Annotated in this window: 20 protein-coding genes; 11 read left to right on the forward strand and 9 right to left on the reverse strand. The window is 66.5% G+C overall.

Going from position 1 to position 25,761, the window contains the following annotated elements:
- Positions 1–238: 238 nt before the first annotated feature.
- A complete protein-coding gene (locus tag NCW75_03125; protein UYV13284.1) occupies positions 239–1,156 on the forward strand; it encodes a hypothetical protein in 918 nt (305 codons plus the stop codon).
- A gap of 111 nt (positions 1,157–1,267) precedes the next feature.
- Here NCW75_03125 and NCW75_03130 read toward each other — a convergent pair whose 3' ends face one another.
- A complete protein-coding gene (locus NCW75_03130; protein UYV13285.1) occupies positions 1,268–4,384 on the reverse strand; it encodes a proline dehydrogenase family protein in 3,117 nt (1,038 codons plus the stop codon).
- A gap of 154 nt (positions 4,385–4,538) precedes the next feature.
- Here NCW75_03130 and ribF point away from each other — a divergent pair, with 154 nt between their 5' ends.
- The 6 genes from ribF (at position 4,539) to NCW75_03160 (ending at position 10,043) form a co-directional block, all read left to right on the forward strand.
- The gene (ribF, locus tag NCW75_03135) at positions 4,539–5,525 is read left to right on the forward strand and encodes a riboflavin biosynthesis protein RibF (protein UYV13286.1); all 987 of its coding nucleotides are present in this window, start codon (positions 4,539–4,541) and stop codon (positions 5,523–5,525) included.
- Positions 5,522–6,580, forward strand: coding sequence for a DHH family phosphoesterase (locus NCW75_03140; GenBank protein UYV13287.1), 1,059 nt, complete (start codon positions 5,522–5,524; stop codon positions 6,578–6,580). Before ribF ends, NCW75_03140 begins: the two co-directional genes overlap by 4 nt.
- Positions 6,581–6,693: 113 nt before the next feature.
- Entirely contained in the window at positions 6,694–7,389 is a 696-nt protein-coding gene (locus tag NCW75_03145; GenBank protein ID UYV13288.1) for a hypothetical protein, read from the forward strand.
- Between the two features lie 2 nt (positions 7,390–7,391).
- Positions 7,392–7,739: an immunity 53 family protein gene (locus NCW75_03150; GenBank protein UYV13289.1), complete on the forward strand. Its 348-nt coding sequence runs from the start codon at positions 7,392–7,394 to the stop codon at positions 7,737–7,739.
- Between the two features lie 71 nt (positions 7,740–7,810).
- Positions 7,811–8,521, forward strand: a complete 711-nt coding sequence (locus tag NCW75_03155) for a hypothetical protein (GenBank protein UYV13290.1) — start codon at positions 7,811–7,813, stop codon at positions 8,519–8,521.
- 43 nt (positions 8,522–8,564) lie between these two features.
- Complete coding sequence (locus NCW75_03160) at positions 8,565–10,043, forward strand: PhoPQ-activated pathogenicity-related family protein (protein UYV13291.1); 1,479 nt, start codon at positions 8,565–8,567, stop codon at positions 10,041–10,043.
- An 84-nt stretch (positions 10,044–10,127) separates the two neighbouring features.
- On the opposite strand, the gene NCW75_03165 is transcribed toward NCW75_03160, so the two are convergent.
- From NCW75_03165 to NCW75_03200, 8 genes are all read right to left on the reverse strand, one after another.
- On the reverse strand, positions 10,128–11,441 hold the full coding sequence (locus NCW75_03165) for a hypothetical protein (protein ID UYV13292.1): 1,314 nt from the start codon (positions 11,439–11,441) through the stop codon (positions 10,128–10,130).
- A 176-nt stretch (positions 11,442–11,617) separates the two neighbouring features.
- A complete protein-coding gene (locus NCW75_03170; GenBank protein UYV13293.1) occupies positions 11,618–13,669 on the reverse strand; it encodes a YCF48-related protein in 2,052 nt (683 codons plus the stop codon).
- A gap of 34 nt (positions 13,670–13,703) precedes the next feature.
- On the reverse strand, positions 13,704–15,236 hold the full coding sequence (locus NCW75_03175; GenBank protein UYV13294.1) for a hypothetical protein: 1,533 nt from the start codon (positions 15,234–15,236) through the stop codon (positions 13,704–13,706).
- Between the two features lie 173 nt (positions 15,237–15,409).
- Positions 15,410–16,765 carry a hypothetical protein gene (locus NCW75_03180; GenBank protein UYV13295.1) on the reverse strand — a complete coding sequence of 452 codons (1,356 nt, stop codon included), beginning with the start codon at positions 16,763–16,765 and terminating at the stop codon, positions 15,410–15,412.
- A gap of 344 nt (positions 16,766–17,109) precedes the next feature.
- Positions 17,110–17,799, reverse strand: a complete 690-nt coding sequence (locus NCW75_03185) for a fibronectin type III domain-containing protein (GenBank protein UYV13296.1) — start codon at positions 17,797–17,799, stop codon at positions 17,110–17,112.
- Positions 17,800–18,515: 716 nt separating this feature from the next.
- Entirely contained in the window at positions 18,516–19,043 is a 528-nt protein-coding gene (locus NCW75_03190) for a hypothetical protein (protein UYV13297.1), read from the reverse strand.
- Positions 19,040–20,071: a putative dsRNA-binding protein gene (locus NCW75_03195; protein ID UYV13298.1), complete on the reverse strand. Its 1,032-nt coding sequence runs from the start codon at positions 20,069–20,071 to the stop codon at positions 19,040–19,042. Before NCW75_03195 ends, NCW75_03190 begins: the two co-directional genes overlap by 4 nt.
- Positions 20,072–20,101: 30 nt before the next feature.
- On the reverse strand, positions 20,102–21,421 hold the full coding sequence (locus NCW75_03200; GenBank protein ID UYV13299.1) for a serine hydroxymethyltransferase: 1,320 nt from the start codon (positions 21,419–21,421) through the stop codon (positions 20,102–20,104).
- Between the two features lie 61 nt (positions 21,422–21,482).
- Here NCW75_03200 and NCW75_03205 point away from each other — a divergent pair, with 61 nt between their 5' ends.
- The 4 genes from NCW75_03205 to NCW75_03220 all read left to right on the forward strand — a co-directional run bounded on the left by NCW75_03205 (position 21,483) and on the right by NCW75_03220 (position 25,759).
- The gene (locus tag NCW75_03205) at positions 21,483–22,952 is read left to right on the forward strand and encodes an aldehyde dehydrogenase (protein ID UYV13300.1); all 1,470 of its coding nucleotides are present in this window, start codon (positions 21,483–21,485) and stop codon (positions 22,950–22,952) included.
- A gap of 2 nt (positions 22,953–22,954) precedes the next feature.
- The gene (locus NCW75_03210) at positions 22,955–23,395 is read left to right on the forward strand and encodes a RidA family protein (GenBank protein UYV13301.1); all 441 of its coding nucleotides are present in this window, start codon (positions 22,955–22,957) and stop codon (positions 23,393–23,395) included.
- A gap of 102 nt (positions 23,396–23,497) precedes the next feature.
- Positions 23,498–24,319, forward strand: a complete 822-nt coding sequence (locus NCW75_03215) for a spondin domain-containing protein (protein ID UYV13302.1) — start codon at positions 23,498–23,500, stop codon at positions 24,317–24,319.
- A gap of 36 nt (positions 24,320–24,355) precedes the next feature.
- Positions 24,356–25,759, forward strand: coding sequence for a hypothetical protein (locus tag NCW75_03220; protein ID UYV13303.1), 1,404 nt, complete (start codon positions 24,356–24,358; stop codon positions 25,757–25,759).
- Positions 25,760–25,761 lie beyond the last annotated feature (2 nt).

A 25,761-nucleotide genomic window follows, 5' to 3' on the forward strand; every position in this document is an offset into this window, starting at 1 on the left:
CGGCGTCCTCTATTGGCTTAATTGGGATTCATGAAGGTCCGCTTCCTGCCAATTGTGGCGGGATGGGGGTGGTTTGGGAGTTTGGCGTGAAATGCGGCGGGGCGGCTTCCCAACAAGTCCGGTGACAGAGCGAGCGGCCCCTGAAGGGATGGGCCGACGCTCGCCGGGTGATTCGGACAGGGGCCAGCGTCCCGCGAATCAGCCGGAAACGACGAACGATTTTACAGGAGGTCGGCACATGCCATTCGTCAAGACCATCATTCGCGTCGGCGTCATCGGGACCCTCGTGGGCGGCGGCCTGATCGCCGTGGCCGGCCCCGAGCGTGTCGGGGCGGCCCTCAGCCAGGCCCGTGATACCGTGAACGAGACCATCGATCGCAACATCGACGACCCGGTGAAGATGCGGGCCCAGCTCCGCAAGCTCGAGGCCCAGTACCCCGAGCGGATCGCCCGCGTCCGCCAGGATCTGGCAACCCTCGACGCGCAGACCGCCGAGTACGAGCGTGAGCTCGCCGTGGCAGACCGCGTGGTCGAGCTGGCCGAGGCCGACCTGGCAGCCATCGACGGCATCTTCGCCAAGGCCCAGGACGTTCGGGCCGAGGCCGGCCACGGCGTGATCATCCGCGTGAGCTTCAACGGCTCGAAGATGGACCTGAGCGACGCCGAAGCCAAGAAAGTCCAGATCGTCAAGACGCGTGACGCGTACCTCGCCGAGTCCCACTCGATCGCCGGCGACATCGACTTGCTCGACCAGCAACGCGAGCGTCTAAGCGACTTGCTCGTGAAGCTCGAGGGCGAGAAGGCGCAGTTCCAGAGCGAGCTGTGGAGGCTCAACCAGCAGATCGACGCGATCGCCCGCAACGAGCGGATGATCGACATGATGGAAGCCCGCCAGCAGACCCTCGACGAGCTCGGCCCGTACAAGGCCCACAGCATCGATCAGGTGAAGGATCGCCTGGCGCAGCTCCGGGCCCAGCAGGAGCAGAAGCTCCAGAGCCTGGCCTCGGGCGAGAAGGGCCTGAGCTACGAGGATCGCGCCAAGGCCAGCATCGGTGGCCAGCGGCTTCCGAGCCACGATCGCGTGATCGAGATCGAACCGACGATCATCGACATCCCCGAGATCGAGGCGCAAGAGACCCGCGGCCGGGTGTATTGATCCGGCGGAACAATTCGGAATCAACGAGCCCCTCGCGCGAGCAAGGGGCTCGTTTTGTTTGGGCGTCCATTCCCATCGCTCGCGCGAGGGGCTCGTTGGGTGGCGGTTGATTTAGAGCTCGGGCGCGAAGCCGCGGCGCATGGTGTTCTCGCAGCTTGCGCGGGGCTCGACGAACTGGAGCAGGTAGTCGGCCCCGCCGGCCTTGCTGCCCACGCCCGACATGCCGAAGCCGCCGAAGGGCTGGCGGGCGACGAGGGCGCCGGTGGTGCCGCGGTTGATATAGAGGTTGCCCACGCGGAAGTCTTGCTTGGCCTTCTCGATGTGCGTTGGCTTGCGGGTGAAGACGCCGCCGGTGAGCTTGTAGGGGTGGTTGTTGGCAATCTTCAGCGCCTCGTCGTAGCTGCTCGCGTGCATGATGGCGAGCACGGGGCCGAAGACCTCCTGGCGGGCGAGGGCGTTGTCGGGCGTGACGCCGCTGAAGATGTGGGGGCCGACGTAGGGCTTGCCGACCGACTGCTCGAGACCGTCGGGGGCTTGCATCGCCAGTTCGAGCTTCAGGCCTTCCTGCTTGGCCGTGTCGATATGGCGGCGGATGTTGGTCGCGGCTTCGTCGTCGATGACCGGGCCCACGTCGGTGCCGGGCTTGGTTGGGTCGCCGATGATCAGCGAGGCGGTGCTGGCGACGAGGCGGCGGATGAAGGTCTGGGTGTGCTCGCCCTGGGGTCCTTGCGGATCGACGACGATGCAGCGGCTGGCGGCGCTGCACTTCTGGCCCTGGAAGCCGAAGGCGCTCAGGCGCACGCCGAGCACGGCCTCGTCGAGGTCGGCGCTGCTATCGACGATGATGGCGTTCTTGCCGCCCATCTCGCAGACGACCTTCTTGACGTGCTGCTGCTCCTCGGGTGTGACGCCGGCTGCCTTGATGATGTCGAGCCCCACGGCCTTGCTGCCGGTGAAGCAGAGGATGGCCACGCGCGGGTCGCGGACGAGGGCGGCGCCGGTGGTCTCGCCCGGAGCGGGGCAGAAGTGCAGAACTTCTGAACCGAGCTTCAGTCCGACTTCTTCGCAAAGGGCGCCGTACAGAATATCAAACAGGATGCTCGCGATCGCGGGTGTCTGCTCGGCGGGCTTGAGGATCACCGTGTTTCCCGTGACCAGCGCGGCGGTGGTCATGCCGCAGGCGATGGCCAGGGGGAAGTTCCACGGGCTGATGACCACGGCGACGCCGCGGGGCTGGTACCAAGTCTCGTCGAGCTCGCCGATGAAGCGGCCCAGGCGGTGGCGGTCGAAGAGCGAGACGGCCTGACGGGCGTAGTACTCGCAGAAGTCGATGGCCTCGGCCACGTCGCCGTCGGCGTTGCGCCAGTCCTTGCCGTTTTCTTTGATGATGATGCCCGAGAGTTCGTCGCGACGCTCGCGCATGGTTTGGGCCGCGCGGGTGAGGACGGCGGCGCGCTTGCGCGGGTCGGCGTCGCGCCAAGCAGGGAAGGCGGCCTCGGCCTGGCGCACCATGTCACTCGCTTGCTCGGGCGTGTGGTCGTTGGCGACGCTGGGCACACTGGCAACTTGCACGGCCCTGGCGAAGCGGTCGCGGACGTTCTTGCGGGAGAAGTCGTGCAGTTGCGCGGTGGTGAAGGCCTTGCCGTCGCCGACCAATGGGTCGGCGTTGCTCAGGTGGTGGCGCTCGGCGGCCATCTTGTAGAGGTCGTCGATGGCGGTGGGGTCGCCCGCGCGGGGGGCGGGGCGGGCCAGCAGCACCTTCTCGTCGGCCTCGTCGAGGAAGCCGGCCTTGAGCCAGCTCTCGTTGCTGGTGTTCTCGAGCAGGCGGCGGACGAGGTAGGCCATGCCGGGGATCATCTCGCCCACGGGCACGTACTCGCGGATGCGCAGGCCCATGTCGCTGGCGGCGTGTTTGAGCTGGTCGGCCATGCCGTGGAGCATCTGCAGCTCGGTGGCAGCGCGGGGCAGGCCCTTGCTGTCGGCATACGCGAGCGCGGCGGCGATCGAGCGGACGTTGTGGCTGCCCAGCGCTAGCTTCACGCCGCCCGAGCCGCTGTCCAGGTGCGTCGGGCCCATGCCGCTGGCTTCGGGCGCCACCGGGCAGTGGTCCAGGAACACCTTGCACATGTCCTCGAAGCACTGGTCGGTCTGCCACTTGGCGTTCCAGACCGGGCACGGCCAGCCCTCCTGCTCGGCGTGGATGGTCTCGCTGTCCCAGTAAGCACCCTTCACGAGGCGGACCGTCACGATGCGGCCGGTGCGCTGGGCCCACTCGCTGACGCGCTGCGCGTCGGCCACGCCGCTCTTGAGGTACGCCTGCATCGCAAGGCCCGCCTGGAAGTCGACGGCTTCGCAGCAGCGGAAGAACAGCTCGAGGGTCAGGTCCTTCAGAGCAAAGTGCTCCATGTCGAAGTTGACGAAGACGCCGCGATCGCGGGCGGATTCGAGGATGGGCACCAGGCGGGTCATCAGGTCCTGGATGGCCCCTTCGGTGTCGATGGGGTCGGCCTTGGCGCTCAGGCTGCTGATCTTGATCGAGACGTTGGTGCGCGGGATGCCGCCCAGGTGGTCACGCTCCAGGCGGTCGTTCTTCTTCCAGCCCGACACGTCCTCGGGTAGGTTCTCGATGAGGTCGAGGTACTTGGCCCTGTACGCGTCGGCCTCCTCGTCGCTCACGCAGGCCTCGCCGAGGAGGTCCACGCTAAAGGCGATGCCGTTCTCCCAGAGCTTCTTCAGGCCGGGCAGGGCGCTCCTGGCGTCGGTGCCGGCGATGAACTTCTTGCCCATGCCCTCGATCTGGCCCGAGATCGTCTTGGTCATCAGGCCCTTGGCCAGGCTGCCGGCCTTCAGCCCCAGGTCCATGCCGGCTGGCATGGTGACGTGGTCCTGGTCGAGGTAATCGATCAGGTGCTCGTGCACCATCTCCGGCGTGGTCAGCACGGGGAAGGTGTCCACGAAGCGGAACATCTCGACCTTGAAGCCGTGGTCACGCATCGACCAGTCCATGAGCTTGTCGGAATAGAACGACTTGCTCAAGAGCCCGGCCTTGTGCTTGCGAGCACGCCCGAGCATGTCTCGCCCGATGGTGGCAATGGCCGGGTTGATCGGGTCGCCGGCGACGCCGTTCTCTGGCGTGGCGTAACCCTGTGCGCCCATGGGCCGGGCGGCGAGGTTGGGGCTGGTAACCGGCGGGGTGGGGCGGCTTTGCTTGCGGCTGAAGATGGCCATGGAAGATCGATTCCTCGCGGAGAACGGGCGTGCGGGTTGGCCACGGGCACGAGCGTCTCGGCGGGCCATTGAGATTGTACCTAGTCGCGGATCGGCGCACGGGATTGGACTGCTCGGGCCGTTGGGCGCTCTGCCGGGGCCATAGCATCGCCTTGTGCCAAGTGCCCACGAACAGACCGAACCCGACCCGAATGCCCTAGCCGTGATCACGATTGGGGTATTCGATGGTGTGCATGTGGGTCACCGAGCGCTTGTCAAGCGGGCGCGCGAGCTGGCCGACGCCCGCGAAGGCGGTGTGAATGTGCTGGTGATGGCGTTCGATCCCTCGCCGCGGGCGGTGCTGGCCCCCGGGAGCGAGCCGCCGCGGCTGACGACGTTCGAGCAGCGGGCGGACCTGCTGCTGGAGGCCGGGGCCGACGAGGTGATGCGGCTCGAACCATCTCCGGAGCTGCTGGGGTTGACGCCCGAGCGGTTCGTCGACGAGGTGCTGGTCCCGCTGGATCCCATCGGGGTGGTTGAAGGCCCGGACTTCCGGTTTGGGGCCAAACGGGCCGGGGATGTCTCGACGCTGGGACGGCTCGGGCGCGACCGCGGCTTCTCGGTGGAGGTCGTCGGGCCGGTTGAGGTCGACCTGTGCGATCAGAGCGTCGTTGCGGCCAGCAGCAGCCGGGTGCGGTGGCTGCTGGAGCGCGGGCGGGTGGCCGATGCCGGGCGTGTGCTGGGGCGGGCGTACGAGATGGCGGGCCTAGTGGCAAAGGGCGATCAGCGCGGGCGGACCATTGGCTTCCCGACGGCGAATCTGGAATACGAGACGATGCCGCTCGGCGACGGCGTGTACGCGTGCGTTGCGACACTGGAAGACGGGCGCACGATCCCCGCGGCGGTGAACGTGGGCGAGCGACCGACCTTCGATGGTGTCGAGCGGCGGGTCGAAGCGCACCTGATCGGGTTCACGCCCGATGGTGGCATGCCCGAGTATGGCTGGTCATTGCGGCTGGCGTTCGTGTCGCGGCTGCGCGACCAGGTCCGGTTTGGTGGCGTTGGGGCGCTGACCACCCAGCTCTCGCGCGACGTGGCGCGGGCGATCGAGGTTTTGAGCACGACGGCACCCGCGTGGAGCCGCGAGGAAATGAACGCATGACCAACGCGACGGAGACAGCCGTGTACGAATCGACCGTGAGCCCGGGCGAGTTGGTCGAGTGGATCCAGGGCGCGGGACGATTGCTGCTCATCACGCACGCGCGGCCCGATGGCGACGCGGTAGGCAGCACGCTGGCGATCGCCCGGGCGGCGAAGCTGGCTGGTGTTGAAACGTCCCTGGCGTACGCGGGCGAGTTGCCGCCATGGATGGGCGACATTCTGGGCGAGACCGAATGGGTGCATCTCGACGCGGGCGATCCGCCGCCGGCGTTCGACAAGGTGCTGGTGTGCGACACCGGCGCGTGGAGCCAGCTCGAGCCGTACAAGCCCTGGATCGCGGGCAAGGCCGACGTGGTTGCCGTGCTCGACCACCACCGGAGCGGGTCGCCCGACGTGGCCGAGCGGCGCGTGGTCGATAGCGACGCGGCGGCGGCGTGCGAGATTGCCGCCGAGGTGTGCACGCTGCTGCTCGGGATGGAGAGCCCCGCGAACCTGCCCCTGGACATCGCCGAGCCGCTGATGCTGGGGCTGGGCACCGACACGGGGTGGTTCCGCCACCCGAGCGTGACGCCGCACGTGTTGCGGCTGGCGGCCGACTTGGTGCAGGCCGGGGCCCAGCATCCGAGGCTTGTGAAGATGACGATGCTGAGCGACCCGATCCAACGCCTCAAGCTGATGTCCAAGGCGCTCGGCTCGCTGAGCTTGCACGAGAATGTTGTTGGTGTGGGGGGCGTGGCGGTGGTGAAGGTGTCCGCCGAGGACATCTCGAGCATCGGCGCGAGTGTGGGCATGACCAGCGGCTTCGCCGACCCGGCGCTGAGTGTGCGGGCCGTGAGCGTGGCGATCGTGCTGGTGGAGCTGCCGCCCGAGGGCGATGGCAAGCAACGCGTGAAGATCAGCATGCGCAGCAAGATCGATGGGCCCGACGTGGCGAAGATCGCCGGCGCGTTCGGCGGGGGCGGGCACATCCGTGCGGCGGGGGCGCGCAGTGATCTGAGCCTGGACGAGACGGAGAAGAAGCTGCTCGAATTGATCGCCCAGAGCAAGAGCGAATGACAGGCAAGGGGCCAGAGCGAGACAAGGCCGGGCCGGCCCGAGCGAAGGCGGGCCCGCCAAGGTGGCAGGACGTCGCCGGCGATCCGAAGGTCCGCCCCGGCAGGCGCCCGCCCATGCGCGAGATGACCACGACGCTGTGGGCCTACCCCAGCCAGCACTACGACGGCGCGAAGACGGTGCAGGGCGACAAGACCTACACCGGCGGCACGCCGAGCTGGGTGATCTGGCAGTTGCTCACGCGCTACACGCGTGAGGGCGATACCGTGCTCGACCCCATGTGCGGCGGCGGGACGACCCTGGACGTGTGCTCGGACACGAACCGCGTGGGCGTGGGGTACGACCTGGCTCCGAGCCGGCCCGACATCAAGCAGAGCGACGCGCGCGAGCTGCCGGTTGGGGACGCGTCGGCGGACTTCGTGTTCCTCGACCCGCCCTACTCGACGCACATCGACTACAGCAACCATCCGGATTGCATCGGCAAGCTCGATTCGAGCGAGGCGGCGTACTACGAGGCGATGGCGGGGGTGTTCGACGAATGCTATCGAGTCTTGAACGACCGGCGGTACCTGGCGGTGTACGTCAGCGACTCGTGGCGCAAGCAGAAGGGTCAGGCCGGCGGCATCTTCATGCCCATCGGCTTCGAGCTGTTCGCGATGCTGCGAGAGAAATTCCGGCCGATCGACATCGTGTGCGTGGTGCGGCGCAACTCGAAGCTGCGCCAGGGCAACCGGCACATGGCCGCGGCGAAGGAGAACTTCTTTCTCCGGGGGTTCAATTATCTGTTGATCTTCAAAAAGGAAGAAGCCTAACCATGCCTGATATGCATGAAGAGATACCAATCCTCTCAAAGCTCATGCGCTGGTATTATTCCAACTGTGACGAGGAGTGGGAGCATTCATGTGGCGTGAAGATCGATACCCTTGACAACCCGGGCTGGTGGGTGAAGGTCAGTCTCGAAGGCACAAGCATCGATCCTAAGTCAATTGAGCCGCGGAAAATCTACCGTGATGAGCATGACTGGTTTGAGTGCGAAGTCTTGAATGATCCAAACATGGGTGGGCTTGGGCGTCACCATATGAACTTGTGTTTTAGTGGTATGGGCGGCCCGCACAACCTATCCGAGATCATCGAGTATTTTCTTCGTCACGTTGGGGTCTGAGCGGGCATATGCCGTTCTACAGGAGGGCATCGCTGATGATCAATGCTTGCACGACGGTATCTCTTCTGGTCTTGGCAGCCACCTGTGGCCACGCCCATGCGCAGGTGACGCCCATCGGTCCCTTCGATGGCGAACGCAACGAGACGTTCGAAGGCTTCCCCACTGGTAGTTTCGGCACGGGTGAGACCCGGCGCGTGCTGGAAGACACGGCCGACCTAGGCGCCGGCCCCGATGGCCGCATGGTTGTTGACGACTACTGGGGCTTCATCTGCGTCCTGGAGTGTTGCGAGTTGTTCCCGTTCGCGGGGGCACGGTCGGCCGGGTCGAGCAGCGAGGCGGGGCGGTACGATTTTGACGAGGGCATCGTGAGGTTCGGGGGGTACATGGGCACGAACGTGTTCGATGCCGACCGGCCGGCACCAATGGCCGAGTTCTACGATGCGAGCGGCACGCTGGTTGGCGAGGACGAGATCGACCTCGGCGGGCGTTGCGGTCGCTGGGCGTGGAACGGCTGGGAGTTTGACCGGCCGGTGCGTCACGTGATCCTGCGTGGTGGGGTGTTCAACGAGGCCTGGATCATCATGGACAACGTCCGCGTCGATCTGGGCGAGGGTTGCCGGGCCGATCTGGACGGGGATGGCGTGCTGACCATCTTTGACTTCCTGGCCTACCAGAACCTCTTCGATGCGGGCGACCTGGCCGCGGACTTCGACGGTGATGGTGAACTGACGATCTTCGACTTCCTGGCCTTCCAGAACGAGTTCGACGCGGGATGCGAGTAGGGCGGTTGCGTTCCGTTGCGAACGAGTGGGTGTACGATCGGGCATGATGAGCTCAACATGTGTGCAGTTTGCTGTCGTCGTTGGTGTACTCGTTGCCGGCATCACGCCCGCTCGGGCCCAGCCGGCCAGCGTCATCAAACGCGGCGGTTCGTCCCTCGACCGATACACGGCCGAGCGTGATGACGCGTTCTCGTGGACCGTGGTGAAGCAATACGACGCACGCGACGGGATGACGGGGTTCGCGATCGACCTGACAAGCCAGAAGTGGCGGGGCTTGCCCGGCGGTGGGGGCGAGACGAGCCACCCGCTGTGGACGCACATGATGCAGGTGGTCGTGCCCGACGAGGTGGAACACGATACGGCGCTGCTTTTGATCGGCGGCGGACGCCGGCAGGATGGCCCGCCGGCCCGTTTGCAGCGCGAGTTATGGATGATTGCGCAGGCCACGGGAACGATCGTCGTGGCGGTGCCCAATGTGCCCAACCAGCCGCTTGCGCTGCCCGACGGGGATGGCACCCTCGGTGAAGGCCGGTACGAAGACGACCTGCTGGCCGAGAGTTGGATGCTCGCCAGACGCACCGGGGATGACGGCTGGGTGATCCACCAGGCGATGGTCGAGTCGGCGGTGGCTGCGATGGACGCCGTGCAGGCGTTCGCCAGGACCGAAGCGGGCGGTGGGCATGAGATTGGTGGGTTTGTCGTTTCGGGTGGCAGCAAGCGAGGCTGGACCACGTGGCTGACCGCGGCGGTCGACGGCCGCGTGCGCGCGATCATCCCCATGGTCATCGACGTGCTGAACCTGCCGGCGACGATGCGGCACCACTTCGGTGCGTACGGCTTCTTCGCGCCGGCAATCGGGGACTACGCCGGGCGGAACCTGATGCAGGAACTCGACACGCCCGAGGGCATGAAGCTGCGGCGGATTGTCGATCCGTACCTCTTCCGAGACCGGCTCGACATGCCCAAGTTCCTGCTGAACGTCTCGGGCGATCAGTACTTCCTGCCCGATACGACGAAGTACTACCTTGATGATCTGCCGGGCCTCACGCGCCTGCGCGTTGTTCCGAACTGGGATCACGCGGTGGATCGCAACGCCGACGCGATCTTCTCGGCGATCGGGTTTTATGACTCGTTTCTCAACCAAGTTGTGATGCCCGGGCTTGATGTTGAAGTCGTCCGGGAGAGTGACGAAGCGGTCGAGTGGCTCCTCACAGTCAACGTCGAAGACGAGCGTGTCCGGCTCCGGCGGTTGGTGTTGTGGCAGGGGACGAACCCAGACGCGCGAGACTTTCGCCAGGAAGTCATCGGTAAGCCGTTCCAGATGATCACGCTGGAAGCCGGGGAAGATGGGCGGTACCGCATTCGCGTCGAGAAGCCCGAGAGCGGGTATACGGCGTTCTTTGTCGAGCATCGGTACGAGGTCGAGGGTCAGGATCTGCCGCTGGTCTTCACGACACAGGTTCGGGTGATTCCGGACGTGCTGGAGCACGAGATAGATGCCGTCGAGCCGGCAGATCCGTAGCAGTTTGGTGCTGTCTGGGTGCTTAAGACCGCCGCATTCGGGCTGAGGGTGAGAAGCCCGCCGCGTCGGCCCGAGTAAGGCACCTTACTCGCAGCCGGCGTCGAACTCGTTCTGGAATGCCAGGAAATCGAAGATCGTCAGCGCGCCATCGCCATCGAAGTCGGCCGCGAGGTCGCCATCGTCGAAGAGGTTCTGGAACGCAAGGAAGTCGAAGATGGTGAGCTGGCCGTCACCGTCGAGGTCGGCGTCGCAGCCGATGGGGATGAGCAGGAATGCGTGGCCCAGGACGCCGTCGCGGACGCCGGTGCCGACGATCCAGCCGTTCTCGTTGATGTTGTCGGCGCGCTGCAGCTTCTCCCAGCCGAGCGCGTCGGCATCGGGCACCAGGTCCATGAGCGGGAAGAATTCGCCGTCCACGCCGTCGGGCATGATGAACGCGTCGATGCCGTCGAACGGTGGCGTGTCCAGGTCGCTCCACCAGCCGACGATCGTGCCGTCTTCGTTGATCGCTCGCGCCACGCCCTGCGGCCGGCTAAAGCCCAGGCCATCGAGGACGTGGATCGGCTCGTAGCCACGGCCCGAGTCGCGCCAGAGCGTGGCGTATTCGGGCTGCGAGATGTCGAATTGGGCCTCGCCCACGATGTCGCCGGCGTTGTTCACGTCGAAGGCGCGGCTGGTGACGCCGGTCAGGTCGGGATTGTCGTGCAGGTTGGTGAGGTCGCCATCGTCCCACACGTAGGCCTTGTCCTGGCCCGTGCTGTCGTAGCCGACGATCAGGCCGGCGTCGTTGATGGCGCGCGGGCGGTTGAGCACGCCCAGGTCGATCAGCGTGTTGTCGGTGTCGAGCAGCCAGCCGCGGAATTCCAGGCCGCCACCAACTCGGTCCTCGCGCCCCCAGCCGACGAGCTGGCCCGCGGTGTTCAGGCCGCGCACGGCGGAGAGCATGTATGGCGGCGGGCTCGACAGCAGGCTCTCGATCGCCACCGGCCCGCCGTCGTCCCACCGCACGGCCACGGGATCCTGGAAGATGCGGATCGGCCCGGGCCCGCCCTCGAAACGGATGCTGTCCGACGTGCCCAGCGCTCGGCCGTCGGCGTCGATGGCCCACGCCTCGCTCGCGTTGTCGTTGGTACGAAGTAGCGGCAGCACCTCGACCACCGAGCCCTCGCTTGTCCAGCGGAGCGCGACGGGCTTGCCTTCGACCGGCTCGAAGCCGTGGCCCACGACCACGCCGGCTTCGTTGACGGCCGTCGCGTCGACGATGAACAGGCCCAGCGGGCCGCGCGTGGCGTCGGTGAGGTCGACGATGCGGTAGGTCGTCTGGGCGGCGGCGCTGGTGGCACAGCCGGCAGCCGAGAGCAGGCACGTGAGGCGGGCGACGGTGGAAGGGCGGGGCATCGGCGGGCTCCTCGGTCTTGGGTTTGGTTTACGGATAGCCCTGCTAACACCACCCGGGTAGGGGTGTATTCCGGCGGGCATCGGCTCAGCATACCCGAAAATGGCCCATGCGTGCTATGAGAATCTGGCTTGTTTCGTTGCTCCGCCTCTGGCAACCGGCCCTAGCCGGAATTGGCCTACTCGCAACCGGCGTCGAACTCCGTCTGGAAGGCCAGGAAGTCGAAGATGGTGAGGGCACCGTCGCCGTCAAAGTCGAGCGAGAGATCGCCGGCATCAAAGCCGGTCTGGAAGGCGAGGAAGTCGAAGATGGTGAGCACGCCGTCTGCGTCGATGTCGACGCGGCAGGTGATGCCGGCCTTGTGGTAGATCTCGCCCTGGAAGCCCGCGGTCCAGACGCCGCCGTCTGGTGAGATCTCGATCTCGGTGGTGGAGGTGAACTCGCCCTGATCGACGGTTTCTTCGGTCCATGTGCGGCCGCCGTCGGTGGAGTGCATGACGTAGTTGCGGCTGAGGTCGCGGTCGTAGGCGGTGATCCAGATCTCTTCGGGTGAGACGACCTTGACGCCCTGGAGGATGGTCTGGGTGGGCAGGCCGAGGTCCATGAACTCCCACGACTGGCCGCCGTCGGCGCTCTTGATGGCATAGCCCCACCAGCCGACGACCCAGCCGTGGTTCTCGTCGAGGAAGTGCACGTCTTCGACCGAGGCCGAGCCGAATCGCGGGTGGTTGGGGAGCAAACGGTCTTCCCAGGTGTCGCCGCCGTTGACGGTGCGGAACTGGCGTCCGCCGGGCATCTGCATCCAGCCGTTGTCTTCGTCGATGAACTGGACGCGGATGCCGAAGAAGTCGAGGGCGCGTGTCCAGTTGAATCCGTCGACGGTGTGGTAGAGGCCGAAGTCTCCGATGACCCAGCCCTCAAATTCCGAGACGAAATCGATGTCTTCGATGTCGAACAGGGGGGGAAGGCTCGGGGCACCGATCTGCGACCAGAATTGCCCACCGTCGAAGCTCTGGAAGACGACGCCGCCCGCGCCGGCGGCGACAATGACGTCGCGCGAGACGAAGTCAACGGCGGCCACGTTCTCGTCGCGGCCGAAGATCGGGCCCTCGAGGACGAGGCGCTGGAGGTCCCAGGAGTCTCCGCCGTCTTCGGTGCGCATGACGTAGTTGCCGCCGGCGGCCATGCCGAAGTCGTCGTCGAACATGTCGAGGTCGGTGACGGTGAAGCCGCCGCCGTTTTGGATCATGTCCCAGTTGCGTCCGCCGTCGGTTGTGGCCAGGAGGATGCCGCGCGGCCCGGCGGCGTAGCCGTGGAGGTCGTCGGCGAAGTGGAGCTGCCAGGAGTAGGGCAATGTCCCGACGGCGCCCTGCCGTTTGGTCCACCGGAAGCCGCCATCGTTGGACATCCAGATGGCCCCCTGGCTGGAGATGGCGGCGACGGTGGTCGCGTTGACGCGTTCCATGTCGACGTCGGGGGCTTCCTCGCCGAAGAAGACGCCGGTCTCGAACCAGGTGATGCCAGCATCGTCGGAGTACCAGATGGTGCTGACGTTCTCGCCGGCGAGCTCGCTGAAGACCTGGGCGATCACGCGGTCGCCGTCCATGAAGATCACGTCGTTGCTAGTCTTGTCCAGAACCTTGGTCCAGGTGCGTCCGCCGTCGGTTGTGCGGTAGATGCCCAGGTCTCCGGCACCGGGGCCGACCTGGTCTCCGCTGACGAGGCCGACGGTTTCGCTCTGGAAGTCCATGCCATAGACGACCGGACAGTCGGGGTAGCCGCTGCGGACCTCCCAGGTGAGGCCGCCGTCGGTGGATGCGGAGAGGGCGCCGTTGGCACCGATAACGAGGCTGGTCGGGCTGAACGAAACGACCTCTCGCCAGGAGCCGCCTTCGATGTCGGTCATCTGCTGCCAGGATTCGCCGGCATCGGTGGTTCGGTAGGCACCGTTGTTGTTGCCGATGACCCAGCCGTTCTGGTCGTCGTGGAAGTGGACGTTGTAGAAGGGGCCGGTGGTGAAGACGCCGGAGAAGATGGTCTCCCAGGTCTCGCCGCCGTCGCGCGTGCGCATCAGGTTCCGATTGACCCCGCAGATGAAGCCGAGATCAGGATCGATGAAGGCCGCGGCGTAGAGGTCCCTGCCGGTGGGGCTTGGGGCCTGCTTGATCCAGTCCTGGGCGCTCGCGAGGGGGGCTAGGGCGAGGGCGAGCGTGATGGGGAGGAGTCGCATTTCTCTGTTCCTGTTCTCGTGGTTGTCTTGGGATTTACGGACAGCCGGCGTCGAACTCGGTTTGGAACGCCAGGAAGTCGAAGATGGTCAGGCTGCCATCGCCGTCGAAGTCGGCCGCGGGGTCGCCGGCGTCGAAGGCTGTCTGGAAGGCGAGGAAGTCGAAGATGGTGAGGGCACCATCACCGTCGAAATCGGCGCGGCAGCGGGTGCCGCCGAAGGCGGGCATCTTCCAGGCGCCCATGCCGGTCTGGCCCGTGGTGGCGTCGGAGAGGTAGCTGGTGACGTAGAAGTTGTCGGCGTTGTCGAGATGCACGGTGCCGGCGGGGACCTCCTGGGAGACGCGGCGTTCGAGCTCGAAGCCGGAGTCCTTATCCAGGTGGAAGAGGATGGTGTGGCGGCTGTAGGGCGGGGAGTTGGTGGCACCAAGCATGAGTAGGTTGCCGGCGGTGTCGATGACGAGGTCGCTCGGGGCGTCGGAGCAGCCGCGGCAGGTGGCGCCGTAGTCAAAGTCCCAGAGGAACGCGCCGCTGCCGGCATCGCGCTTGACGGCATAGATGACGTCGTTGAAGTTGCTGCGATTGCCGTCGAGGTCGGCCGTGCCAGCGAGGTAGACGCCGCCCCGGCCATCGAGGACGATATGGCGGGCGCTATCGCGGATGCCGTGGCTGTCGTAGGCACGCCAGATCTCGCCACCGGTCCGGCCGTCGACCTTGACGGTGAAGAACTTGTTGGTGAGGTCGATGCCCACGCCGGTGATGTAGATGTCGCCGTCGTCGTCGACGACGAACTCGGTGGCGTACTCGCCGCCGCGGGTGCCGTAGTTGTTGAGCCAGATAAGGTCGCCATTGGACGCGTCGTACTTCGCGAGCACGTAGTCGGGCTGGAGGTCGCTCATGACGCCGTAGTGCCGCACGATCAGCGAGCCGTCGCCCTCGAGGTGCACCTGGTCGACGTGGTCGCTCGAGTACGGCGAGTGGGCGGGGCCGTCGTAGGTCGTGACCCAGTTGGTGGTGCCATCGGGGTTCAGCCCCACCAGCAGCGAGTCGGCGCCGTCGCCGTTGGTCCCGCCGCCGAAGATGACCGAACCGTCGGCCCCGGCGACGAGTTCGTAGGCACCCTCGGCAATGCCGGGGCGGCTGTGGTAGATGGTGTCGTTGAGGATCGAGCCGGAGGAGGGATCGAACTCGAGCACGAGGGCCTGGGCGTGCTTGCTGGCGGCGGGCGTGTTGCCGCTGGCGAAGACCTGGCCGGTGGGCGCGACGGTAATGGAGCGGCCCTGATCGTGCCAGTCCCCCGGCCCGTTGTACTGCTCGACCCAGAGCACGCTGCCGTCGGCGTCGATGGCCGCGGCGACGAGGTCGGTGTTGAAGGACGGGCCGTTGGTGCCCACGAGGTAGACCCGCCCGGCGACCGGGTCGAGGTCGGCGTCGGCGAGCCCGCTGGCCAGGTGGGTGCCGGTGTCGACGATGGTGAGCCAGTCGTAGTCGATGTCCTGCGCGTCAGCCGCGGTTGGCAGGGCGAGTGCCAGGCCGCAGGCGATCATCAGTTGTGGCGTCCGGTATCGCATCGTGTGTTCTCCTTGTCGATAGGGCATAGCGAGGCGCATGCCGGTGCGTGACCGGGCGCGCGGCTTGCACACGGGCACCCAGGGCGTGTAGCAGGGTTTTGACAGGCTCGTGGTGGCCGGTATGCGGCCGCTGGTGGCCGATGGTGTTTGGTTGCGGGCTGTTCGGCGCGCTGCTAGGGGCAGCCGGCGTCGAAGGCGTTCTGGAAGGCGAGGAAGTCGAAGATGGTCAGCGCGCCGTCGCTGTCGAAGTCGGCGGCAAGGTCGCCCGTGTCGAAGAGGTTCTGGAACGCCAGGAAGTCGAAGATCGTGAGCTCGCCGTCGCCGTCGAGGTCGGCCTGGCAGGCGATCAGGTCAAAGACATAGGCCGAACCGGATTCGGTGCCCGCGTCGTCGTCGCCCCACGTCCCGGCGATGGCCGAGCTGTCGGAGATGGCCACGGAGCTGCCTAAGAAGTCGAACTCCTCGGCGTCGGACGCGGTGAGCTTAAACAACTGCTCGCCCGTGGTCGTGTCGAAGATGTAGGCCGAGCCGCTGCTGAGGCCCGAGTCGTCGTCCTGAAAAGACCCAACGATGGCGGTGGTGCCGGAGATGGCGACGGAGGAGCCGAACCAGTCTTCCCTGTCGGCGTCGGACGCGGTGAGCTTGAAGAGCTCCTGGCCGGTCGTCGTATCGAAGATGTAGGCAGAGCCGGATTGGGAGCCCCCCTCGCCATCTCGGAATGCCCCAATGACGGCGGTGGTGCCGGAGATGGCCACGGAGATACCGAAGGAATCGAACGGCGCGGCGTCGGACGCGGTGAGCTTGAAGAACTGCTGGCCGGTCGTTGCGTTAAAGAGGTAGGCAGAGCCGGACTGCGAGCCCGCGTCGTCGTTGCGATAGGCCCCGACGATTGCGACGGGGCCGGAGATGGCCACCGAGGCGCCGAAGAAGTCGTCCGCCGCGGCATCCCTCGCGGTCAGCTCGAAGAGCTGCTGGCCGGTGGTCGTGTCGAAGATGTAGGCCGAGCCGGTCGAGCTGGCGACGCCAGCCGCCCCGACGATGGCGAGGGTGCCCGAGATGTCCACGGAGAAACCGAACTGGTCCAGGGCGGCGGCGTCGGACGCGGTGAGCTTGAACAGCTCCTGGCCGGTTGCCGCGTCGAAGAGGTAGGCAGAGCCCGAGCGGGAGCCCGCGTCGTCGCTCTCGTATGCCCCGACGATGGCGGTGGTGCCGGAGATGGCCACGGAGTTGCCGAACGAGTCGAACGCCTGCGCGTCGGACGAGGTGAGCTTGAACAGTTCCTCGCCGGTCGTGAGGTCCAGGATGTACGCGGATCCCGCGCCCGGGCCCCCGTCTTCGTCGAGCGATGCCCCAGCGATCACGGTTGTGCCGCTGATGGCCACGGATCGGCCGAACTGGTCCCCGTCTTCGGCATCGGATGCGGTGAGCTTGGAGTCCTCATTGAGCGTCTGGGCGGAGGCGGAGATTGCGGCGAGAGTCGGCAGGGCCACAGCGGCCAGAACGATCAGGGGGCGGGCTGTCTGTTGCATGATGGTTCTCACCTCTGTGTGGGGCAGGCGCACGCCGGCCCTGGCGGGCTCGGCCTGGCTCGCCAGTGTACAGGAAAGTGACGGTTTTCGCAAGGTTTTATTGGCCGACGCGGATGACCTGGTGGCCACCGCACCCCAAGCCCAAGCCTCCCAAGCCCACCCATGCTCGCCAAGTTCGCTTGCCAGACTAGCCCACGAGGCCCGAAAACCTCAGGGGCAGCCGGCGTCGAACGTGCACGCACGCCCGAAAGCACCACACACGCACCCGTGCCCGCGCACGCGCACGAGAAAGCGGGCCCCGGGGCCCGCATGGTGTGTGAGTTGTGAACGAACGGGCCCGCCCGCTAGGCCGCCTGGCCCGCCTGGCCGTCCCCGGGCATGGCGATGATCGTCGCCTGGTTGCCCGCGCCGAAACGCACGGCGAACAGGGCGGGGGCCCCGTTCTTGGTGGCCGTCTCGGCGGTGATGCGGTAGGTCGCCACGCCGGTGCCCTCGGGGATGCCCGAGTCGGTGAAGCGGCGCTCCTTGGCGTTGACGACGAACAGGAACGGCTCGCCCTGCCCGGCGCCAAGCCGCCGCTCGACGCGGTAGATGGCCTCGCCGGTGCGGGGCGGGTTGGGGCACTTGAAGCCCAGGGTGATGGCCCCGTCCTGGAGCAGCTCGACCCTGAAATCGGTGGGCGTGCCGGGGGCCGGCCGCGGCGCGCGATCGGCCGGGGCCGGGATGCCCGCGGCCTGGTAGACGAGCGCCGGCTCGGCCGAGCCGCGCGCGAAGGCGCGGACCTTGGCCACCAGCACCGAGGCGTCGTCGAGCATCGACTCGATGCCGCTGGAGTAGGCTTCCGAAGCGCCGAGCCAGGCCGTCCGGGCCGCGTCGAAGGACGACTTGCGGTCCTGGGCCTGCTGGACCAATGCGGCCATGTTCGCCACTTCGGTGGCGTCGAGCCCCACGGCGGCGGGGTCGGCCGACCACAGGGTGGCGTGCTCGTCGCACCAGTCCAGGGCGGCGTCGTTGGTTCGTGGGATGGTGCTCATGACGCACCCCCGTTCTTATATTCGGCGCGGTCCGCGGCCGCGTCGGGATGCGAGAGGGTGGAGCCGGCGCGTGCGGTGGTCGCCGGCGTTCCGAAAGCAGAAGCGGTGTGCATTGCGTTGCACTCCAAGGCCACCGCGCCCGATTCCCCACGGCCCGCGACCCGTTTCTTGTGGGGCCCCGGTTCTTCCTTTGAACGCGGGATCCGCCTTGTATTCGCGGGCGGCGTCGCCCGCCCGGCCCGATATCCCCGGGCCGGTCCGAAAAGAACTTCGGGAGGATCAGAGGACGACTTCAATGGGATCCAAGATTTTTCGTCGGCGTTTTTCGGACCCGTCTCGGCCCGGGCCAGAAACCCCGCTGGTACGCTCCCAGGGCGGTTTGGGGCCCCGTTCCGGGTCCGATCACACGAGTACAGGAGACACAAACTCATGAACTGGAGTCTCGCACTCATGAGTTCTCGTCCCGCGATCATGAGTTGGAGACCCCCGATCCTGAGCCCGAGCCCCGCGCTCCTGAGTTGGAGGCCCGCGCACAAGAGTGTCCACCCCCCGCTCATGGGTTTACCGCTCGCGCTCATGAGGCCGAGGCTCGCGCTCACGAGTTGGAGGCCCCCCGGCACGACCGGCGCGGCGCGGGCGTCCCCCCGTCCGAGCCGCGTGCGTGAGCACGCGTGCCAGCGACAGCACGGTGACCTGGCTTTCGCGAATGGACCGCTCTACTGGCCCGCGGTCTCGTCCGCCGCCGCGCCCTCGTCGGCCGGCTGCCCTGCCGTGGCGGTCGCGTCGGCCTTGAACCAGCCGCCAAAGCGGATGCACACCTTGGCCGTCCCCCGAATGCTGGCGACCAGCGTGCCGACGGCGGAGCCGGCGAGGTCCTTCACCGCCGCGGTGAGATCGTCGAGTGCGCCAGCATGGACGGATAAGCGACTGACCTGCCAGCCATCGGGCGACTTGATCTTGATGTGCTCGATGCGTGTGCGTACGCGGTCGTCGGCGTCGGACATCGCCTTGTCGGCGATCTCTCGGATGTCTCGCGCTCGGGTCGTCGGCACCGTCGGCTCGGGCGGGTGCTCGGCGGGCTCGCCGTCGAGTCCGAGTTCCCGCATCCGCTTCTGGGCGTGGTAGGCGATCGCTTTCAGCCGGCGGATCTCATCCGGATCGCTCGGCGTCGATCCGTCGTCGTTGTCCTTGGGCCCCAGCAGGAACTCGTTGAACTCGCCGTCGCTCGGTAGGTGCTCGCTCATCGCCCACCCCCGGCTTCCACGCAACCGGGATCGCCCACGCCGATGGGCAACTCGTCCTCGTCGAGAACGGGCGCGGCCGAGGCGTCGTCAAGGATGCGCAGCCCGTTGCCGCCCATCGCCACGTGCAGGGCGCTCATCTCGGCGAACAGGCGGGCGACGCGTTGGTTGAATTCCTTGGACGCTTGCTCGTCCATGCCCGGCGGCGTCTGGATCTCGATCTTCAAAGATGGCGGCGCGGGGGCTGTGGCTTCTTCTATTGACCAACCCTCGGGCGCGCCTTCGGGCCACATCGGGCCGAAGAACTCGGGGGGAACGGGGGTGTCGTCGGTCCAGTGCTCGGCTTGGCTGGTGCGGAGGAGGAGGTCGTAGTCATGGCGGATGGCAGCGGTGGCGTCGCCAACACCTCGAGCAGCGTACGCGACCGCACGGATAACCGCGACTGCGGCTTGGTCATCATCAGCAGCATTCGCAGCCGCAGCCGCAGCTGCCGCATATGCCGCTGCTTCTGCTGGAGCGACATCGGTTCCACCAGCGGAAACATCTCTAGCATTCTGCAATGCGGTTCCATGTGCGGCGCTACTTAGCTGTATGAAATCAGTATCGCCATAGCGCGTTGGGTGTGCAGCAAATCGCTCAGCGAATCGGATGGCTTCAATGACTGAATCTACTTGTTTACGAGTCGCCTTGCGCCATGTTGCCTCAAAGAGCGGCTGCACTCGTCGAGCGCAACGTGCTGCGAAAGCGACTCGCGCGAGTAGAGACAGCTTGTAAATCTCGTCTCCGGTTGGAACTTCATTCAAAGGTTCGAGCCCGAGCTCGCGCAAAGCCTCGTGCGCAGCATGTTGTTCCGCCCGCTCCTTGGACTGACCCCATTGCGCAGGATAGAGGTGTCCGGCAAACTCCGCGGCAACCTTGAAGCTCTTGGCGTGATCGGGACCCTGCTCATCAATAATGTGGTAGTGGGGAGTGACGCCGAATTGCTGCTGGGCATGCTGCTGCAGCAAACTCTTGAAGTTCTTCTCACGCATACCTGATATTAGCGGGCTCTCCCTGTCACTTCACCCATGCCCCGGCAACGCAAACCGCCCACACAACGCCCGCACTTCTTCGCGCACATTCCCCGCCTCCCCCTCCAACTCACCCTTCAGCCCCGCCGAAAGCACGCGGTCGATCATCTCGGCGACCTGCTTCATCTCACCCTCACCAAACCCGCGCGTGGTGACGGCGGCGGCGCCCAGGCGAATCCCGCTCGTGGTCTTGGGCGGGCGCGAGTCCTGGGGGATGCCGTTCTTGTTGCAGATGATGCCGGCCTGCTCGAGCCAGTGCTCGGCGTCCAGGCCAGTCAGGTCGGCGCTCTTGGTGCGCAGGTCGACGAGCATGAGGTGGTTGTCGGTGCCGCCGCTGGTGATGCGGTAGTTCTTGCTCGCGAGCGCGCCGGCGAGGGCCTGGGCGTTGGCGATGACGTTCCTGGTGTATGTCTTGAACTCGGGCTGCAGCGCCTCGCCGAACGCGATGGCCTTGGCGGTGATGACGTGCATGAGCGGGCCGCCCTGCATGCCGGGGAAGACGGCGCGGTTGAGCTTCTTGGACAGGTCCTCGTCATTGGTCATGATGAGCCCGCCGCGCGGGCCGCGCAGGGTCTTGTGCGTGGTCGTCGTGACCACGTGCGCGTGCGGGAAGGGGCTGGGCACCGCGCCCGCGGCAACGAGCCCAGCAATATGCGCGATGTCGGCGAAGAGGATGGCGCCCACCTCGTCGGCGATGGCGCGGAACCTGGCGAAGTCGATCATCCGCGGGTAGGCCGAGAAGCCGCACATCAGGATCTTTGGCTTGTGCTCGCGGCACACCGCGGCGACCGAGTCGTAGTCGATCCGCTCGAAGTCGGGGTGGCTCTCGTCGTAGTGCAGCGAGTAATGCACCGGCTTGAACCACTTGCCGCTCATGTTGACCTTCAGCCCGTGGCTGAGATGCCCGCCGTCGGCCAGGTTGAGCGAGGCGAACGTGTCGCCGGGCTGGAGCAGCGCCAGGAAGGCGGCGGCGTTGGCCTGCGCGCCCGAGTGCGGTTGCACGTTGGCGTACTCGCACCCGAAGAGCTGCTTGGCCCGGTCGATGGCGAGCTGCTCGATGGCGTCGTGGTGGATGCAGCCGCCGTAGTAGCGGGCGCTCGGATATCCCTCGGCGTACTTGTTGGTCATGCACGTGCCCGCGGCGGCCATGACGGCCGGGCTGGCGTGGTTCTCGCTGGCGATCAGCTCAATAGTTGTCGCCTGCCGCTCGCCCTCGGCGTCGAGGATGGCGGCGACGTCGGGATCCTGCGAGCGGATGAGGTCGACGGCCGAGTCATGCACGGAATGCTGGGCTGTGGTCGTGTGGGGCATGGGCCAGTGTAGGACCGATGGGCCCAAAAACCCCGTCTCCTTTGGCGATCTACAGTGCCCCGTGAGCAGCACGATCACGACCAACGCGACCCAACTTGCCAACTGGATCGGCGGCGAGCCCAAGCCCGCCGCCGCCGGCGCGACGATCGAGAACGTCGACCCGGCGACCGGCGACACCATCGGCACGATCCCGGCCTCGACCAAGGCGGACGTGGACGCGGCGGTGGTGGCGGCCAGCGCAGTGCGTGGCTGGGCAACGCTGTCGGGCGAGACTCGGGGGGACATCCTGCATGGGCTGGCAACCGCAATCGAGGACGACTCCGAATTGTTCGCGCACGCGGAGAGCCGGGACAGCGGGAAACCGATCTCGATAGCCGAGGAAGTCGACATCGCCCGCTCGGTACGCAACCTCAGGTTCTTTGCAGCGGCGGCCAGCCAGTTTGCCAGCGAGAGCCACGACGTGCCGGGCCGGATGCTCGGCTACACGCTGCGGCGGCCAAAGGGCGTGATCGGTGCGATCAGCCCGTGGAACCTGCCGCTGTACCTGCTCACGTGGAAGATCGCCCCGGCCCTCGCGGCAGGATGCACGGTGGTGGCCAAGCCCAGCGAGCTGACGCCTACTACGGCGAGCATGCTCGGCGAGCGAGCGGCGAGAGTGCTGCCGCCCGGCGTGCTGAACATCGTGCATGGCTACGGCGAGCCGGCGGGCGCTTCCATCGTCACACACCCGGGCATCGCCGCCGTGACGTTCACGGGCTCGACCAAGGTCGGCCGCTGGATCGGCAAGGCGTGCGGCGAATCGCTCAAGCCCTGCTCACTCGAACTCGGAGGCAAGAACCCGTTCATCGTGTTCGACGATGCGGACATCGAGAAGGCCAGCGAGACCGCCGTCCGCGCCGCGTTCAGCAACCAGGGGCAGATCTGTCTCTGCGGCTCGCGCGTGCTGGTGCAATCGGGCGTGTACGACCGGGTCGTTGGGCGACTTGTTGACGGCGCGAAGGCGCTCACGCCTGGCGATCCGCAGGACGATGCCACGCGGTTTGGTTCGCTGGTGAGCCACGACCACCGCGACAAGGTCGCCGGTTATGTCGAGCGGGCGGTGGGGGAGGGCGCGCGCATCCTGGCAGGCGGCGCGAGGCCCGAGAGCTTGCCCGATCGCGTCAAGAACGGCGCGTACTACCTGCCGACCGTCATCGAGAACGCCAGCCAGAATTGCGCCATCATCCAGGAAGAGGTCTTCGGCCCGGTTTGCACCGTGCAGAAGTTCGAGACCGAGGCCGAGGCGATCGAACTGGCCAACGGAACGCCCTACGGCCTGGCCGCCAGCGTGTGGACACAGAACCTCGCCTGCGCCCATCGCGCCAGCGCCGCGCTCGAGGCCGGAATCGTCTGGGTCAACTGCTGGATGCTCCGCGACCTGCGCACGCCCTTCGGCGGAGTCAAACAATCGGGCGTCGGCCGCGAGGGCGGCTGGGAAGCGATGCGTTTCTTCACCGAGCCCAAGAGCGTCACCATCAACACGAGCGAGTAAGCATGTCCGACCAGATCTCGACCGATGCCGCGCCCAAGCCCGTCGGCGCGTACCCCCACGCCCGTCGCGTGGGTGACTTGCTGTTCTGCTCGGGCGTGGGCCCGCGCGCCCCGGGCGAGAACACCGTACCCGGCGTCACACTCAACGACTCTGGGGAGCTCATCGACTACGACTTCGAGGCCCAATGCCTGGCCTGCTTCGCCAATATCCGGGCCGTGGTCGAGGCCGGCGGGGCGCGGTTCGAGGATATCGTCGATGTTCAGGTGTACCTGACCGACTTGCAGCGCGACTTTGCCGCCTTCAACATGCTCTGGAGGGCTACCTTTGCGGGCGAGGGAAAACCGAACCCGTGCCGAACAACAATCGAGGTCAGCCGGCTGCCCCAGGGCGGGAATGCCCCGATAGCCGTGGAACTCAAGGTTGTCGCGCGAATCGCGGGCTGACAATCTAGCGTATTGAATATTGGGGCGGCTGCAAGGAATGGCCCGCCACGCCGACCCATGTGTCGAGTCGCTATCAAGAAGAACCCGCGTGGAGGAGATGCCATGACCAGTCGCCAAATCCGAACACTCACCTGCCTGTTTGCCCTGGCCGCAGTACCGGCGGTTGCCCAAGCCCAATCGACAGCAACCTACCGCGTGACCTTCGACGCAACTTGGTCGGCGGCGACCCATCCCACGGCCTTCCCCCCCAGCCCCCACTTCTCGGGTCTGGTGGGCGCGACCCATAGCGATGGAGCCACACTGTGGCAATCGGGCGAACTGGCCAGCACGGGCATCGAGCGGATGGCCGAAACTGGCTCCAAGTCCGTGCTCTTGAGCGAGATCGGCGCGATGGAAGACGACGGGTTCATCGGTGCCACGCTGTCGGGCGGTGGCATTGGCTTGTCGCCGGGCCGCGTGGCCCTCACGTTCGAGACTTCCAGTGACTATCCGTTGCTGAGCCTTGTCAGCATGATCGCTCCGAGCCCCGATTGGTTCGTGGGCACGCAAAGCCTCTCGCTGCGTGACGACGACGGTTGGATCCAGACAATCGAGTTCGAGCTGTGGCCCTACGACTCGGGCACCGACTCGGGCGTCAGCTACACCTCGCCCAACTTCGACACCAACCCGGCCGAGCCCATCGCGAACATTTCGGACGTGTTCCCTTTCACGGGCACACCCGCCTTGGGCACGTACAGCATCGAGCTCGTCAGCGTCGAGTGCGTGGCCGAACTGGATGGAGATGGCGTCCTGACCATCTTCGACTTCCTCGAGTTCCAGAACCTGTTCGATGCGGGCGACCTGGCCGCCGACCTCGACGGTGATGGCGACCTGACCATATTCGACTTCCTCGCCTACCAGAACGCCTTCGGCGAGGGCTGCTAGGCAGGTCAAGCGGCGTCGCCGGGTGTACCCTCGGCCATGCCGACTGCCATCTCTCTTGATACCACGCGGTGCCTGAACACCGCCGTCAACGGCCACGGCCTCGACCCGGACGTGCTGGCCCCAGATGGGCCCGCCGCTCGGGTGGCTGTCGCGTTGACCGGGCGGCTCGAAGCGTCCCGCGGCACGGGTTGGGAGCGATGGCGGCTGCTGGCCGAAGGGCCGATGCGTGAAGATTACGCCAAAGCCGTGAAGGCGATCGCGAAGAAGTACGAGGGCAAGCTCGACAACGTCGTCGTCCTGGGCATCGGCGGTAGCGCCCTGGGCAACATCGCGCTCCAGAGCGCTCTCAACCCGTTGACCCACAACCTCACGCCCAACAGGGAGCGGAAGCACCCGAGGTTGTTCGTGCTCGACAACGCCGACCCGGTGCTGTTCCACCAGACGCTGGCGTTTATCACCAACGAAGATCCCAAGTTCGACCGCACGCTCGTGGTCGTCATCAGCAAGAGCGGTGAGACGGCTGAGACGGCGGCGCAGTTCCTGATCATCCGCGACATGCTCCAGAAGGCCCGCGGCGATGGCCATGCCGACCGGCTCATCGCCGTGACCGACCCCGAGAGCGGCACCATGCGCCGCCTGTGCGATGCGGCGGGCTACGAGACGCTGCCCGTGCCCGAAGGGGTGGGGGGGCGCTTCAGCGCGCTCAGCCCGGTCGGCCTTGTCACCTGCGCGCTGTGCGGCATCGATACCGACGCCCTGCTCGACGGCGCGGCAGAGATGGAGCAGAGTTGCCGCAATCCGGACCTGCACGCCAACCCCGCTGCCACGCTCGCGACCGTGCTGGTCGAGCTCGGCCAGCGGCAGGGCAAGACCGTCCACGTCATGATGCCCTACGCCAACCAGCTCTACCTCATGGCCGACTGGTGGCGGCAACTCTGGGCCGAGAGCCTGGGCAAGATCGTGCCGTCCGGAGACGGGGGCGGCACCCACGCCGGCTTCACGCCCGTGAAGGCGCTCGGCGCGACCGACCAGCACAGCCAGGTGCAGTTGTATCGTGAGGGCCCCAATGACAAGGTCATCATCTTCCTCGAGGTCGAGAAGTTCGCCCACGACGCCCCGATCCCCACCGGCCTGGGCGAGGACGCCCTGGCGTATCTTGAAGGCTCGAGCCTCGCAAAACTCCTCAGCGCCGAGAAGAAAGCCACCGAGTTCGCCCTCACCGAGAGCCGCCGCCCGAACCTGACCATCAAGTTCCCGCAGGTCACCCCCCACACCGTCGGCCAGTTCATGATGCTCTGGCAGGTCGCCACCGCCTACGCGGGGCTCATGCTGGGCGTGGACGCCTACGACCAGCCCGCCGTCGAGCTGGGCAAGAAGGCGACGTTCGCGTTGATGGGCAAGCCTGGGTTCGAGGAGTTGCGAGAACGATTGCAAGGCTGAAG

This window comes from Phycisphaera sp. (assembly GCA_025916675.1).
Lineage (GTDB): Bacteria > Planctomycetota > Phycisphaerae > Phycisphaerales > UBA1924 > JAHCJI01.

What these genes read in the sequence shown, in the direction of transcription:
- NCW75_03150 (UYV13289.1), top strand. Translation starts at nt 7,392, where the DNA reads ATGCCTGATATGCATGAAGAGATACCAATCCTCTCAAAGCTCATGCGC.
- NCW75_03175 (UYV13294.1), bottom strand. Translation starts at nt 15,236, where the DNA reads ATGCGATACCGGACGCCACAACTGATGATCGCCTGCGGCCTGGCACTC.
- NCW75_03125 (UYV13284.1), top strand. Translation starts at nt 239, where the DNA reads ATGCCATTCGTCAAGACCATCATTCGCGTCGGCGTCATCGGGACCCTC.
- NCW75_03160 (UYV13291.1), top strand. Translation starts at nt 8,565, where the DNA reads ATGATGAGCTCAACATGTGTGCAGTTTGCTGTCGTCGTTGGTGTACTC.
- NCW75_03165 (UYV13292.1), bottom strand. Translation starts at nt 11,441, where the DNA reads ATGCCCCGCCCTTCCACCGTCGCCCGCCTCACGTGCCTGCTCTCGGCT.
- NCW75_03170 (UYV13293.1), bottom strand. Translation starts at nt 13,669, where the DNA reads ATGCGACTCCTCCCCATCACGCTCGCCCTCGCCCTAGCCCCCCTCGCG.
- NCW75_03215 (UYV13302.1), top strand. Translation starts at nt 23,498, where the DNA reads ATGACCAGTCGCCAAATCCGAACACTCACCTGCCTGTTTGCCCTGGCC.
- NCW75_03185 (UYV13296.1), bottom strand. Translation starts at nt 17,799, where the DNA reads ATGAGCACCATCCCACGAACCAACGACGCCGCCCTGGACTGGTGCGAC.
- NCW75_03130 (UYV13285.1), bottom strand. Translation starts at nt 4,384, where the DNA reads ATGGCCATCTTCAGCCGCAAGCAAAGCCGCCCCACCCCGCCGGTTACC.
- NCW75_03195 (UYV13298.1), bottom strand. Translation starts at nt 20,071, where the DNA reads ATGCGTGAGAAGAACTTCAAGAGTTTGCTGCAGCAGCATGCCCAGCAG.
- NCW75_03190 (UYV13297.1), bottom strand. Translation starts at nt 19,043, where the DNA reads ATGAGCGAGCACCTACCGAGCGACGGCGAGTTCAACGAGTTCCTGCTG.
- NCW75_03145 (UYV13288.1), top strand. Translation starts at nt 6,694, where the DNA reads ATGCGCGAGATGACCACGACGCTGTGGGCCTACCCCAGCCAGCACTAC.
- NCW75_03200 (UYV13299.1), bottom strand. Translation starts at nt 21,421, where the DNA reads ATGCCCCACACGACCACAGCCCAGCATTCCGTGCATGACTCGGCCGTC.
- NCW75_03210 (UYV13301.1), top strand. Translation starts at nt 22,955, where the DNA reads ATGTCCGACCAGATCTCGACCGATGCCGCGCCCAAGCCCGTCGGCGCG.
- NCW75_03140 (UYV13287.1), top strand. Translation starts at nt 5,522, where the DNA reads ATGACCAACGCGACGGAGACAGCCGTGTACGAATCGACCGTGAGCCCG.
- NCW75_03220 (UYV13303.1), top strand. Translation starts at nt 24,356, where the DNA reads ATGCCGACTGCCATCTCTCTTGATACCACGCGGTGCCTGAACACCGCC.
- NCW75_03180 (UYV13295.1), bottom strand. Translation starts at nt 16,765, where the DNA reads ATGCAACAGACAGCCCGCCCCCTGATCGTTCTGGCCGCTGTGGCCCTG.